This is a genomic window from uncultured Polaribacter sp., assembly GCF_947503875.1.
Classification (GTDB): domain Bacteria; phylum Bacteroidota; class Bacteroidia; order Flavobacteriales; family Flavobacteriaceae; genus Polaribacter.
In genome coordinates this window covers 56,398-70,249 of sequence record NZ_CANNFH010000005.1, presented here as the reverse complement: position 1 = coordinate 70,249, position 13,852 = coordinate 56,398, and the positions used below count along the sequence as shown (strand labels likewise).

Annotated in this window: 12 protein-coding genes and 1 pseudogene; 2 read left to right on the top strand and 11 right to left on the bottom strand. The window is 28.7% G+C overall.

Annotated features, from left to right (window positions below; all coding sequences use genetic code 11):
• Positions 1-17 precede the first annotated feature (17 nt).
• From Q0684_RS09320 to Q0684_RS09305, 4 genes are all read right to left on the bottom strand, one after another.
• A complete protein-coding gene (locus Q0684_RS09320; protein WP_299015728.1) occupies positions 18-2,654 on the bottom strand; it encodes a hypothetical protein in 2,637 nt (878 codons plus the stop codon).
• Complete coding sequence (locus Q0684_RS09315) at positions 2,654-3,451, bottom strand: GLPGLI family protein (protein ID WP_299015726.1); 798 nt, start codon at positions 3,449-3,451, stop codon at positions 2,654-2,656. The genes Q0684_RS09320 and Q0684_RS09315 overlap by 1 nt, the downstream gene beginning before the upstream one ends.
• A gap of 83 nt (positions 3,452-3,534) precedes the next feature.
• A complete protein-coding gene (locus Q0684_RS09310; protein WP_299015723.1) occupies positions 3,535-3,840 on the bottom strand; it encodes a hypothetical protein in 306 nt (101 codons plus the stop codon).
• 29 nt (positions 3,841-3,869) lie between these two features.
• The gene (locus Q0684_RS09305) at positions 3,870-4,178 is read right to left on the bottom strand and encodes a hypothetical protein (RefSeq protein WP_299015721.1); all 309 of its coding nucleotides are present in this window, start codon (positions 4,176-4,178) and stop codon (positions 3,870-3,872) included.
• A 234-nt stretch (positions 4,179-4,412) separates the two neighbouring features.
• Here Q0684_RS09305 and Q0684_RS09300 point away from each other — a divergent pair.
• A pseudogene (locus Q0684_RS09300) lies at positions 4,413-4,886 on the top strand (TRCF domain-containing protein); the annotation flags it as partial.
• 403 nt (positions 4,887-5,289) lie between these two features.
• Entirely contained in the window at positions 5,290-6,147 is an 858-nt protein-coding gene (locus Q0684_RS09295) for a DMT family transporter (protein WP_299015718.1), read from the top strand.
• A gap of 2 nt (positions 6,148-6,149) precedes the next feature.
• Here Q0684_RS09295 and truB read toward each other — a convergent pair whose 3' ends face one another.
• The 7 genes from truB to Q0684_RS09260 all read right to left on the bottom strand — a co-directional run bounded on the left by truB (position 6,150) and on the right by Q0684_RS09260 (position 13,840).
• Positions 6,150-6,842 carry a tRNA pseudouridine(55) synthase TruB gene (gene truB, locus Q0684_RS09290; RefSeq protein ID WP_299015715.1) on the bottom strand — a complete coding sequence of 231 codons (693 nt, stop codon included), beginning with the start codon at positions 6,840-6,842 and terminating at the stop codon, positions 6,150-6,152.
• Between the two features lie 51 nt (positions 6,843-6,893).
• Positions 6,894-7,688, bottom strand: a complete 795-nt coding sequence (locus tag Q0684_RS09285) for an undecaprenyl-diphosphate phosphatase (RefSeq protein WP_299015712.1) — start codon at positions 7,686-7,688, stop codon at positions 6,894-6,896.
• Positions 7,689-7,693: 5 nt separating this feature from the next.
• On the bottom strand, positions 7,694-7,936 hold the full coding sequence (locus tag Q0684_RS09280) for a DUF3098 domain-containing protein (protein WP_299015709.1): 243 nt from the start codon (positions 7,934-7,936) through the stop codon (positions 7,694-7,696).
• A gap of 4 nt (positions 7,937-7,940) precedes the next feature.
• Positions 7,941-8,819: a permease-like cell division protein FtsX gene (locus Q0684_RS09275; protein ID WP_299015707.1), complete on the bottom strand. Its 879-nt coding sequence runs from the start codon at positions 8,817-8,819 to the stop codon at positions 7,941-7,943.
• Between the two features lie 279 nt (positions 8,820-9,098).
• The gene (mce, locus tag Q0684_RS09270) at positions 9,099-9,512 is read right to left on the bottom strand and encodes a methylmalonyl-CoA epimerase (RefSeq protein WP_299015704.1); all 414 of its coding nucleotides are present in this window, start codon (positions 9,510-9,512) and stop codon (positions 9,099-9,101) included.
• Between the two features lie 125 nt (positions 9,513-9,637).
• Positions 9,638-11,077, bottom strand: coding sequence for a DUF5689 domain-containing protein (locus tag Q0684_RS09265; protein WP_299015701.1), 1,440 nt, complete (start codon positions 11,075-11,077; stop codon positions 9,638-9,640).
• Between the two features lie 3 nt (positions 11,078-11,080).
• The gene (locus Q0684_RS09260; RefSeq protein ID WP_299015698.1) at positions 11,081-13,840 is read right to left on the bottom strand and encodes a TonB-dependent receptor; all 2,760 of its coding nucleotides are present in this window, start codon (positions 13,838-13,840) and stop codon (positions 11,081-11,083) included.
• Between the last annotated feature and the right edge of the window lie 12 nt (positions 13,841-13,852).

The following is a 13,852-nucleotide window of genomic DNA, read 5'->3' as shown; positions in this document are numbered from 1 at the left end:
AAACATTAGTTTGTGAATCAAAAAGAAAACTCAAAGGAAACTAAAAAAAGTCTATCTTGTAGTTTATTTTGATATCTTGATCTAGAAAAATCTGAAACTTCTATTCTGTTATAAACGGAATTATCCAATATATTATTTGCAATAAACCCAATTGTGAAATTTTTATTTATTGGTTTATAGTTAAACCTAAAATCTAAAAAATTAACTGTGTTTAAAGAATTATCTAGATTTGGATTAAAGAAATCTGAGCTAATACTTGCAACCATGCCAGCTTTTGGTTTGATTATGATTTTTCCACTATTGGTGAAAGTTTTAAATATATTCTTAATATTCTCAAATCTATTTTCATTATAAGAATAAGATACTTCACTACCAAAATTTATTGGGAAATTAAAAGTAGTATTGAATTCTAATGTTGAATTAAAACTATACATTTCATTATTTCTTAAATCAGAAGCATTTATTATATTGAAATATTGACTATAGTTACCTCCTATACTTAATGTAATATTAGAATTTAAGCCATCTATATAATTTTGAATTGAGAAATTTGATGAATAATTTTCACTTTTTTCTGCAAGATAAAAATTCCTGATTTGTATTCTACTAGAATCAAAACTTACATCTTGAAAATAATCCCCATGTATTTGTGAATATTCTATACTACTTGTAATACTTATCTGCTTATATAAATTATTACTAAAGTAGTTTAAACCAATATTAATTCTTTCTTGTAATTCTAAGCTTGGTGTATTTAAAAGTGCTGTTCTATTATTAATTATTACTGGTTTTAAAAACAGGTTCTCTAATTGAGTAGGTGCTTTGTTAAAACCCCCAAATAAAGAAATACTTTTACCCTCACCAAGTGAATAGGCTAGAGCCAAAGAAGGGTTAATTATAAAATTTGGTTCTTCAGAAAAATCCTTTAACTCTTGTTTTAAATACTCCAATTTGTTTTTAATTGAAAAACGCCATTGGTTATACTGTAAAGCAATATAAGATCTATTTAAAAACGCTATATTTTGTCTCGTTACATTATTAATATTTGTTTTTTCAATGCTGTCATCTTCAATTAAATTCGATTTGTAATTAATTTTATTAGAATAAAAGCTAAACTCTGTACCATATTTAAATCTACCTATTTTCCCAATGAGATGGTTACTAAAACTAAAATACTTATTTGAAAAATTACTTAACTGATTATTTTCTAAAAAAATATTTTGTGAAGTATCGTTTTTTAGGTTTAAAATTTGAGGTTGATTATTAAATGAATAATGAATTTTAGATTGAAACAATGTACTGTCATTTAATTTGTATGTATAATTTAATTGATTTTTATGAAATCTATTTTTAGAATTTATATTAATATTAAAATTGTCATTATTAGAATTTATAGTTCTTACTTCAGAAAAACCTATACTTTGGTATTTTGAAAAATACGTAAGTAAAGACCTTTTATTTATTTTGTAATTCACATCAAATTCTCCACTAGAAGCCTTAGGTTTGTTTAAGAAATTAGTATTATCAAATATAGAAATATTAGAGTTATCTTCAGAACCAAAAAGCGTTTGCTGAAAAAGATTTTCACCTCTAATTTTGTCTATTAAATAAAATCCATTTAATTTTATTTTTACTTTCTTATTTATTGGAATTAAGGTATTCAAACTACTAAAAGTTTGATCATTTATATTTCCACGTTCATTACCAAAATCTAAAAATGTATTTGATGAAGTAAATAAAGAATTAACGAAGTATTTTTTATCTTTTGAACTATTATAGGTTTCATTGCCACTTTCCAAGTCTAAAGGGCTATTGTTAACCCCCAAATTATTGTTACTTACTGTAAAGAAACTTTTATGTTTTTTATTAATACCTAGCAAAGAAACATTTAAACCTTTAGCAAATTTACTTTCACCTAAACTCCCTCCTGCAATTTCAGCACTGCCAGAAATATCAGTTTTTCTCTCTTTTAAAATCAAATTTAACGATACCTTGCCACCACTTGAAATGCCTTTCATTAAGACATTTTCTTCATAATTATCTATAGCTTCAACAGCCTTGATAATATCTGCATTTATATTTTTAGTTGCAATTGCATAGTTTCTACCAAATAGATTATCACCATCTAAAGTTATCGTTTCAATTTCTTTCCCTTTATATCTAACTATACCATTTCTTTCATTCACTTCAATTTGTGGTAGTTTTTTAAGCAAATCTTTTACTTTACGTTCAGTACCATCCATATATTCTGATGCGATATAACCTATGGTATCTTTTTTTTGATAAAATCTTCTTTTCGCTTTAACCACAACTTCTTCAAGAGTCTGAATAGAATCTTTAATAAGTAAAAAATTTACTTTTAATGTTTCATTCCTTTTGGGTTTTACAAAAATCTTTTCTTTACTTACATAGCCATTTACGCTACAAGATATTCTTAGTGTATCATACTCATTTTTAAGCTTAAAGACAAAGGAATTTTCTCTAATGATTTTGAATTCTTTGATTTTTTCTGAACTTCCAAATTTTGTAATAAGACTAACGTTAAGATTTAAAGGTTTATTTGCTATAGTTCCCTGTATGGTTTGAGAAAAACAAATTTCAATAAAAAATAATAGCCCAAAAAGGGCTATAAATTTAAATTTATAAATACTCATTATTCAACAGTAATAATCCCCATCCCAATATCTTCTAATTTGTCATCAAACTTAATTACTAAAGGACCCTCGTCTTCATCACGAAGTGATTTAGATGCTTTTAGCCTTTTGATAAGTGTAGATTTATAGATATCCTTATATTTTTCTAGAGACAATATCCTTTCATCAGAAAAAGGGTTTTTGATAACGTTAATCTCATTAGGAATACTAACTCTTAAAGCTTCATTTTTGTAATATCCATCAGTGCTCTCAATTTTCAAAATCAAACCAGGCAAACCGTTAAACTTGTATGGTCCGTCTGTAAAAGGAAGTTCTGTAGTAAAATAAGCGAAATAAGTTCTTCCTCTAAAATTGGTAAATGCCTTTTGACAGCTAAAACCAAGTATACTTGTAGAATCTTTACTACTAACTATGTCCCAAGAAAACTTTATATCCGATTCATCTATAACAGCTCTAGAGGTTATTAATATTCTATTAGTATACAAGTTATTATTTATAAGATCTTTATAAACCAATTTATCAGTAGAATAAACGGTATTTTGAGAAGACACTTTATATGCTGTTATTCTTTGCTTCTTACTGTACCATTTTTTTTCTAATGAGGAAGCATTTATATATTTTTTAGTATTATTACTAATCTTAGGTTTGTAAAGAGATTTTCCTTTATTAATATTTAAAATATAAACTTCATTCTCTGTTGATTCAGAATTAATTCTGTTTATCTGAGATTGATATTCTACATTTACACCTTTTTGGGCAAATGTTAAAGTACTTAATAGTATAAAAAAATATTTCATATTTATCTTAAATTAAAATATGAAACGATTTAAATAAAATCATTTCATATTTCTTTTTATTAATTTTTTTAAGTGAACCCTACTTATAAACGTTGGGGATTTAACCTATCTATTTTTTTGGATAAAACTTTTTCGCATCGTGCTTGTGATCTTTCTTCACCACATAAAAAACAACCTACAGTTGTAGAGTAAGTTACCCCATCTCTTTTCTCTTTACAAGTAGCTTGAGCAAAATAAATATCCTCTATATATCCCTGTTCACTGAACTCTAGTTCCGAAAAATCTATAGTATTGTTATTTTCAATTTTTAATTCTTTCTCATTCGCAATCATAGATATACTAGACAATAGCAAGAAAATAAAAACGTAGACTAGTTTGTTAATTTTCATTTTTTAAATTTTAATGATTAATAAATATATTAATAAATCTCCTGAACGACAGGATTAATATCATCAATTCTTCTGCTTAATACTCTTGCGCATCTCTGTTTAGCTTTTGAGGGACTACACAAAAAGCACCCCACATTTGCTTCATAGGTCACACCATCACGTGTTTCTGTACAAAATGCTCGGGCAAAATCAAAATTTAAGATTTCTCCATTAATATCAAAATCGAAACTGGAAACTTTAATTTCTTTTACTTTGTTAGTTGGTTTAATTTCCTTCTCGTTTCCTAAAGTCACTGATGCGACCAAAAGAAAGATAAAAGAAAAAATAATTTTTTTCATAATTCTCTAATTTAAATTGTTATTAAGTTGATAATACCTTACCTAATAGAGGTAGATAGAAGAAATTTTGCGCAATTTTTCTTAACTTAAACAAATTTTAAAAAAAAAAAAAGAATTACCTAATAAAATTTAAATTAATTGCAAATTAATTAGCAATAGTAGTGTTTTCTTTAAATTTATTATAAGTAATTTAAGTTTATATTAGAGTAATCATAAACCATGTAAAATACATTTAAACCAAAAGAACATGTAAAAGAGGTAACCATTGATACCGATTTTGAGATTTTGTTTCCTGATGATTATATCAATTCAATAACAGAAAGATTAGCATTATATAACAAATTAGGTACATTAGAAACTGAAGAAGAATTGCAAGTTTTTGAAACTGAGATTACAGATAGATTTGGAGAATACCTAACACAAGTGGCAGATTTATTAGATTCTGTAAGAATAAAATGGTTGGGAAAAAAGCTAGGTTTAGAAAAAGTTATTTTAAAGCAAAAAAGAATGTTGGGTTACTTTGTATCTGATCAGCAAAGTGATTTTTACCAAACAGCAGCGTTTTCCAGTATGCTAAATTATTTAAAAAACAATCCTAAAAGTTGTGTAATGAAAGAAAAGCAAACCAAAAACGGATTGCGCTTATTAATTACTTTTATTAGAATAGATTCTGTAAAAACAGCTTTGTCTGTTTTGCAGAAAGTTTAAGTGACAATAAAAAAATCTCATAATTTTAATACCCATCAAATTGTAATTAAAACGATTACATTCAAACTGAGCTTGTCGAAGTGCTTTTTATTACGTTATCAATAGAATGTGGTCTTCGACAGGCTCAGACTAACTATGGTACTATTTATAAAGCTTTCCTAAATCAAAATTTTAATTACGAATTTTAATGACTTAATACTTCAAAATAAAAATCAAAAAGACTTACTAAGCTTGTTAAAGTGTTCTATTTTTGTTCTCGAATAAGTAGGTTTTCAACACGTACAAATTCATTATAAAATATTAATAAATAAGAGTATTCTAGTTTAAAAGAAAATCTAAAATTAACCAAATAATTTATGCGAGATTTCTCCATAAAGTTGAAATGACAAACGCTGTAAAATAAATGGAAAATTCACACATAAAAAATTTAGCATTATTGCTTTTAGCCACACTTTTTATAAGTACTTCTGGTGTTTTAGGAAAATATATTGCATTGCCTGCAGAAGTAATTATTTGGTTTAGAGGTAGTTTTGGTGCATTATTTATCTACCTTTTTTGCAGGTTTAAAAAAGTAGATTTAAAAATAAAATCTAAAAAAGATATTTCTTCTTTTCTAGTTAGTGGCTTTTTTTTAGCTGCACATTGGGTTTCTTATTTTTATGCACTTAAACTTTCTAATGTAGCTTTAGGTATGCTTTCTATGTATACTTTTCCTGTAATGACAGCACTTCTAGAACCTTTTTTCTCAAAACAAAAACTTAACGGAATTCATGTTTTATTGGGTATTTTAGTGTTGATTGGTGTATACATTTTAGTACCAAACTTCTCTTTAGAAAATGATGAAGCTAAAGGAATTTTACTAGGTGTGTTTTCTGCTTTATGCTATGCCCTAAGAAATTTAACCACAAAAAAGCACGTAAAAAATTACAATGGCAGTATGATTATGCTATACCAATTAATAATTGTTGCTACTTTATTATTGCCTGTGTTGTTTTTAAGTGATGTTTCTAATATACAAAGTCAGTTGCCTTTATTAGTGTTAATTGCATTGCTAACTACAGCAATTGGACATACAATGATTGTAAATTCACTACAACATTTTTCTGTTGCAACTGCAAGTATTATTAGCAGTGTTCAGCCAATTTTTGGAATTATAATTGCTTTTCTATTTGTGAATGAAATACCTTCTGTAAATACTTATATTGGTGGTAGTTTAATACTTTTAACAGTGGTAATTGAAAGTATTCGAAGTAAAAAATAAAGTTACTCTGATTTTACTTTCGCTATAAATTCATCAACAGAAAGCGCATTATCCACAGAAAAATTACCAATTTTTGTTCTTCTTAAAACAGATAAATGAGCTCCTGACTTTAAAGCCAAACCAAAATCATACGCTAAAGAACGAATATACGTTCCTTTGCTACAAACTACTCTAAATTCTACTTCTGGTAGGTTTACGTTTGTGATTTCAAACTCAGTAATAGTAACTGTTCTTGCCTTTATTTCTGTAGTTTCTCCTTTTCTAGCTAATTCATACAAACGTTTGCCATCTTTTTTAATTGCAGAAAAAATGGGTGGTTTTTGTTGAATTTCGCCAACAAACTGTTGCGTAGTTTCTTTTAATAATTCTTCTGAAATATGTGCTGTAGGAAATGTTTGATCGATTTCTGTTTCCAAATCGTAACTTGGTGTGGTTGCACCAATAGTAAAGGTACCTGTATATTCTTTTATTTGCCCTTGATAGGTGTCTATTTGTTTGGTTTGTTTGCCTGTACACAAAATTAGCAAACCAGTTGCTAAAGGATCTAAAGTACCTGCATGCCCAACTTTTATTTTCTTAATATTGAAGCGTTGCTTTATTTCCCAACGCAGTTTGTTTACTACCTGAAAAGAAGTCCAAGTTAAGGGTTTATCAATTAGTAAAACTTGTCCGTTTTTGTAATCTTCTTCTGTCATTCTTATGCTGAACTTGTTTCAGTATCTTTTAATTATGATTATAAACACCCATTAACTTAGCAAAGCATAACCAATAGCAATAGCACCCACAATTGCACAATAGATAGAAAAATACGATAGTTTGCTTTTCTTAACCAATGCAATCATCCATTTACAGGCCAATAAACCTGATAAAAATGCCGCTATAAAACCTAAAGAAATCGGTAACATTTCTGATGTTTGGAAATTTAAATCGCCACTTAAAACATCTTTACCAATTTTACCAAAAATTAATGGCACTACCATTAAAAAAGAAAATTTTGCAGCTCTTGTTCTATCAATTCCTAACAAAACAGATGTAGAAATAGTTGCTCCAGATCTAGAAATACCTGGTAACATAGCAATTGCTTGAGAAACACCAATAATTACAGCATTTCCAAAAGAAACTTTCTTATCGGTATTTTTTGCTTTATCTGCTAGTAATAAAAGTACAGCAGTTACTAAAAGCATAACACCAACCAATAATATTTTTCCGCCGAAAAAAGATTCCAATTGCTCTTCAAAAAGTAAACCTACACAAACTGCAGGAATCATAGAAATGATTATTTTTAATGAAAACTGAAACTCTTCATTCCATTTAAATTGGAATAATCCTTTAAAAATTTCTAAAATTTCTTTCCTAAAAATTACAATGGTACTTAAAGCGGTTGCAAAATGTAAAACTACAGTAAACGTTAAACTTTCTTCGGGTACAGAAGTGTCTCCTAAAATAGCTTTTGCAAGTTCTAAATGTCCGCTAGAAGAAACAGGTAAAAACTCAGTTAATCCTTGTACAATTCCAAGAATTATGGCTTCTAAAATATCCATTATTTTTACTTATTTGGATTTGCTAAAATGGCATAAATTTCTATTCCCAAGCCTAAAATAACCAAAGTTGGTGCTAACCTAATTCTTTGCCAATTGTAAATTTCTTCATTAAAAACATTAGGATCATCACTACCGCCACCTGCCATAAAAATAAAGCCTAAAGCAATTACAACTAAGCCAATAAGCATAATTATATAATTCTTTTTACCAAATAAAAACTCTGGTTTTTGTGTGTTTTCTTCTTTCATGTTATTAATAATAAAGTTCGTCTGTTCTTAAATTTAAAAAACGTTGCGTTGCTAAAAATGTACTTAAATAAGTAATTACTATTGCAGAAAGTATAACACCACCAACTAAATACCCTAAAGTAACATAATCTTTTAAAAGCCCTAAACTTGGTGCCAATTTATCTAGATAAAAAATTACAGCTCCCAAACCAATTAACGCCACTAATGCGCCAATAAAACCTAGTTTTATGCTTTGCCAAATAAACGGTTTTCTAATAAAACCTTTTGTTGCACCTACCATTTGCATGGTTTTTATATTAAAACGTTTAGCGTAAATAGATAAGCGAATAGAACTGTTGATGAGTATAATAGCAACTAAAGCAAAAAAACTACTTATTACCAGCAACCAAAAACTAATTCTTTTAATATTTTTAGTAATTAAACCGATTAAAACTTTATCATAAGTAACATCTGCTACAAATGCATTTTTAATAAATTTAGCCTCTAAAACTTGCATTTTCTCTGTAGTTACAAAATCTGCTTTTAAGTAAATATCTATTCCGTTTTTTAACGGATTTTCACCTAAAAACTCCATAAAATTCTCACCAATTTCTTTGCTATATTGTTTAGCCGCTTGCGTTTTAGAAGTATAAATAATTCTTTTTGCAAAAGGTTCTTTTTCTAATGTCTTCCTAAAACTGTTTATTTGTTTCTTGCTTACATTATCTTTTAAGAATAAAGTAATGGCTACTTTTTCTTTAATGCGGTTAGAAACTAAAGTAGATTTTAACAAGATTAAACCCAAAATACCAACCATAAAAAGCACCAAAGCAATACTAATTACAACAGATATGTAAGAAGATGCTAAGCGTCTTTTTTGATATTTTTCAAATTTAGAAGCCATTTTTAGATTGATTTTTAAATGCTGGCAATATAATAATTAGTAGGCAGTTGGCAGTAACTCTTAGCAGTATTTTAACGAACATTAGATGATTATAAAAATCTTAAATGCTAATTGGTGATTTCTTTTAAAAATTCTGATAAAAATCGGGATGAATTCAACTTACAACTTTAAAAAGATGCTTTGTGTATACTTATAAAATTAGATAATTGTAATACGAGATCCCGCTGTAAAAGCGGGATTAGTTCAACTTACAACTTTAAAAAGTTGCTTTGCAACATTTTAAAGTTGAGTTTCACTAATTTCCTGACACAATTCTATTAAAACTCCGTTTGTAGTTTTTGGATGCAAAAAAGCAACCAATTTATTATCTGCTCCTTTTTTTGGTACTTCATTTAAAACCGTAAAACCTTCGTTCTGTAAGCGTTTTATTTCTGATAATATATCGTCTACAGCAAAGGCAATGTGATGTATGCCTTCTCCTTTTTTATTGATAAATTTTGCAATGGGACTTTCTGAATTTGTTGCTTGCAACAATTCTATTTTATTTGGTCCTGTTTTAAAAAACGAAGTTTTTACTCCTTCTGAAGCTACCTCTTCTATTTTGTAATGTGCTTCTCCAAAAAGTGATGCAAATAATTGATTAGAAACTTCTAAATCTTTTACTGCAATGCCAATGTGTTCTATTTTATTCATGTAGTAAAAGTAGTAATTCTTACAGTATAATTTTATACAACTTCGATTCTTAAAATTAGTAAACTGTTAAATACACATTATCTAAAAAATAAAAATTAGCTTCTTATCTAGTATTTTTCAAAAAACTATCGCGCATTTATTTTTACGTTATCTAATTCATAGGTTCCATCAAAATCTTCATTGCCATTTCCTACGTATTTAAAAGCAATAGAAACGCTGCCATTATATTGAGATAAATCTATAAAAGTTGATTTTATAAAAGCCGAAAAATCATCTGTATTAGTAGCTATTCTTGCAGGTAATACTTCCCAATTTGCATTTGATATGTTAGCTGTTGATCCATCCCAATCTTCAGAAATTAAAACTTCTAAAGTGCTACCATCTGCAAATGATGTAGACGTTTCAAAAGAAAGATATTCTTCTGCAGTTGTATCTAAATCTACTGCTTTTGTTATAAGCCAAGAAATTGTTTCATCGTTCCTTGAACGAAAAGAACCAATATTTGCAGCTCTACTTTGTGAGTCATCGTCAAAATAAGAACGCCAGAGTTTAGTACCTTTTTCATTGTAGTTTGTCCAACCTTCAATATTTATATTTCCAGCGGTTTCTTCAAAATCTTCTTCCAATAAAATTGTTTGAAAATCTTCTATAGATTTTGGCGTACACCTTTCTTCATTCATATTTACTTCAGTTGCATTATTTAAAACCATAACCGTAAAATCACCACCAAAATCTTTGGTAACTACTGCATTTATAGAACCACCACCTTTTGGCAAAGCCAAATTTGAAAAATCTGAAAAAGAACTTGTTTCTACAAAAGCTTGTACAACACCTAAACCTTCACAAGTTGCTATAATGCGTTTGGTATCAAAATCTTCTATGGGATCTATATATGCTTTACCATCAACTTCACCTGCAAAAAAAGAATTTTCTACACGTACATAAGTACCCAAATTTTCTGGTCTATTAAGTCCACCCAAAGTAATAAGTTTAGGCACAATAACCGCTGTTGTTTTAGCTCTAAAAAAATGATTTTCTAATTGATTTCCAGTAATATTATCAATTTCTCTAGTATCAAAAAATTTAGCCTTACCTCCTATTGCTGTAACTCCATCTCCAGAATTGGTTTCACCTATAAACAGCCCTTTTAAACGAATGTATACTTCTCTACCAAAATTATATTTTGTGTGAATATTATTTAAATTTAGAACAATTTTAATACCAGATGTTGGGTTTTCTGGAGCGTCTTGCATGTAAAATTCTCTAAAATAATTACCACTTTCATCATCGGAAACAACGTATCCTTTTACTACAATATTAGATACTATTTCCTTTGGATTATTACCAGAAATGTATAATTTTTTTAAATCTTTAATAGATTTTAATTCAATAAAACCTTGATCTATACTATCTAGCAATACCGTTAATTTTTGATTTTCTGCTTCACCTAAATTTTCAGGAACGGTAAAATCTCCATCTTCTACACAAGCTGTAAAAGAAATTAAGGCAATTAATAAGATTTTAATTCCTGACACTATTTTTATTTTATTCTTTAATCTTTTCATTTTTTATAAACTTAAATTTAGATTTAAAAAGTAGGTTGTACCTCTACCATACCAATATCTGTTTCCAAAAACAGGTTTTTCTAGCGCTTTATCGTCTCTTAATTGTCTAAAATTTGCGTTTCTACCTTGCTCAAAACCACCAGATATATAGGCTGTTCCTAATAAATTATTTACAGTTGCAAATACACTAATATATTTTCCATTAATTTGCCAAGATTTACCACCTACTGCATTTACCACCATATAATCGTCAAAACGTTCTTGTTGCAGTAAATCTCTAGCCAAAACTGGATCATAATCATTAAAAGGCAAACCGTCTGCATCTTCATAAAAATTGGAGGATCTTGTAAGTGGTGCAACATCAACATAAATGTTTGAAAAGAAATTTGTGGTGGCACCAAACCACCAATAATTTGGGTCTCTATACTCAAAACCCAAAGAATAAGCATTCTGTGGACCAGCAGCTAATTTGTAATTTTTTAATTGTGCCACATAATCTTTAGACCTAAAATTACTATCAAAACCACCATTATTGGCAACATCAGAAGTTAAGTACAAATTTGGATTGTTACCATAAGTAAATTGCCCAATTGAAGCTGCTCCTTTTAGTTTAATAGTAGGTGTTATCTGTGCTTCTATACCTAACTCTAAACCCAAATTATTTCTTTCTATACCAGATAAAACTTCTTGTACAAAGGCTGTGTTATCTCCACCAACTCCGTCTGCGAAATAAAAAGAAATTTCTGTAGCATCTGTAACATTGGCATAGTAAGCCGTTAATCTGGAAGTAATCATAGGACTTCTAAAAATATAGCTTACATCTGCAGTGCTAATTTTTTCACTTTGTAAATTATCTACAACTGTATTGTTTTCTCTAGAATTAGAAAAGGTATTTCTAATAGTTGGTGCTTGAGTTATATAACCTGCATTAAAATCTATTAAATTCCGACCGTTAATTTTATAAGTTAGACCTCCTTTTAAACCATAATTGGTAAAATTTACTGCTTCAGATTTCCCAAAGGAAGTATCTACAAACCTACCATTTTGGTATAAACCTTCTCTTTGACTGCTTGTTTGCGTAAAACTAGCTGCTGTATAAAAATCTACTTTTTTGAACTTAAACTGTGCCTGCGCAAAACTACTAAGCACAGTAGATGTTAATTTAAAATTGTATTTAAAAGCATCTCCAACACCAACACTTCTATTGGGATTTTGCAGGTTATTTTGCCTTTTATCAATTGCAGCAGTATTGTCTGCAAAAGGATTGATATCTAAATACCCAATACCGCCTAACAAATCAATAACTTCTGCAAAATTGTGTGAATTTAACTGTCTGTAAGCAAATTTTCCATTGATGCTTATGTTATCATTAATTTCTGAAGTAAAAATAGTGTTGGCTGTAAATTGCTGATCGTCATTTCTATCTTCATACAAAACGTAAGCAGCGTTTTTACCTTGAGAGGCTTTGGTAATGTTTGCATCAAAGATGGAATTCCAATCTAACTGCCCATCATTTTGAAAGTTTTGTAACGCTATGTAAGCCCCTGCAAAATCGTTATTTCTTAAATTAAAACTTGGTAAATATTGATAATAGGTAGGACTTGGATTTGCACCTTCGTTAAAATCGATACGACTATTGCCAATTTTACCTGTTTGATAAGAAAGATTGGTTTGTAAACTTGTTTTACTAGAAATATCCCAAAAATGATTCAACATTACAATAGGCTCTGCAACTTCTTTAATTCTAGAATTTACTTTTTTTCCGTTTAAAAATCCCCAATAATCGTTATAAGCAATTCCCTTAATATCAAAAACCTCTTGTGTATTTGGAGATGATTTACCTCTTCTATTTGGTGCAAAAATTCCTGTAAAAGTTATGCTATGTTTATCGTTAATTTTTTTATCTACAGATGTAAAAAGCGAATACGCATTATACGAAGTACCTTCATTAAAACCCTCTAAACCTGCTCTTCTACTGCCAGAAAAACTAAATGCCCAACCACCTTTTAACATTCCTGTTGCATGGGTAGCCATAACTCTGTGCACATAACTTCTATTAGAAGATGCATAGGAAATTCTTGTACCTGCTCTTTGTTCTGATGCTCTTGTATTTATATTTGTTGCCCCTAAAAGGCCACCAAAAGTATAATTAGAAGGCGCCAAACCATTACTAAATTCCTGATTTCTTAACACATCATTTAAACCACCCCAATTACTCCATTGTGCTCTTCCATCAAAGAGTTTATTCATTTCTATGCCATTAATAAGCACTTTACCATTTCCAGAATCTAAACCTCTTACTCTAAAAAAAGAAGAACTAAACTCAAAAGCAGCCGTTCTTAAATATACGTCTCTTGTGGCTTGCAAAAGACCAGCAATATTATCTGCAGCACTTGCATCGTCATTTAACTCATCATCTGTTAACGTGATTAAGCTTAAATCTTGTTCTTCAGATAAGTCTTTATACAATAAAATTATACCTAAATCAATTAACTTTCTAGAGGTTTCAATTGGAAATATTTGTGTTTCATAACCATCTTTTCTAATTTCTATTAGTAACTTTTGGTTAGTTACATAGTTAATTGTAAAGCTACCATCAATTAACGTTTTAGAAGCTGTTTTTGTGTCTTTAATGGCAATAATTACATCTTGTAATGGTTTTTTTGAAGTATTGTCTAAAACCAATCCTTTTACAATTTTTTGTGCATTTGTTGTAGCAAAAAACAATAGCACAAAAATTGTAGATAAAATAACTTTTATCATAATTCTCTTACT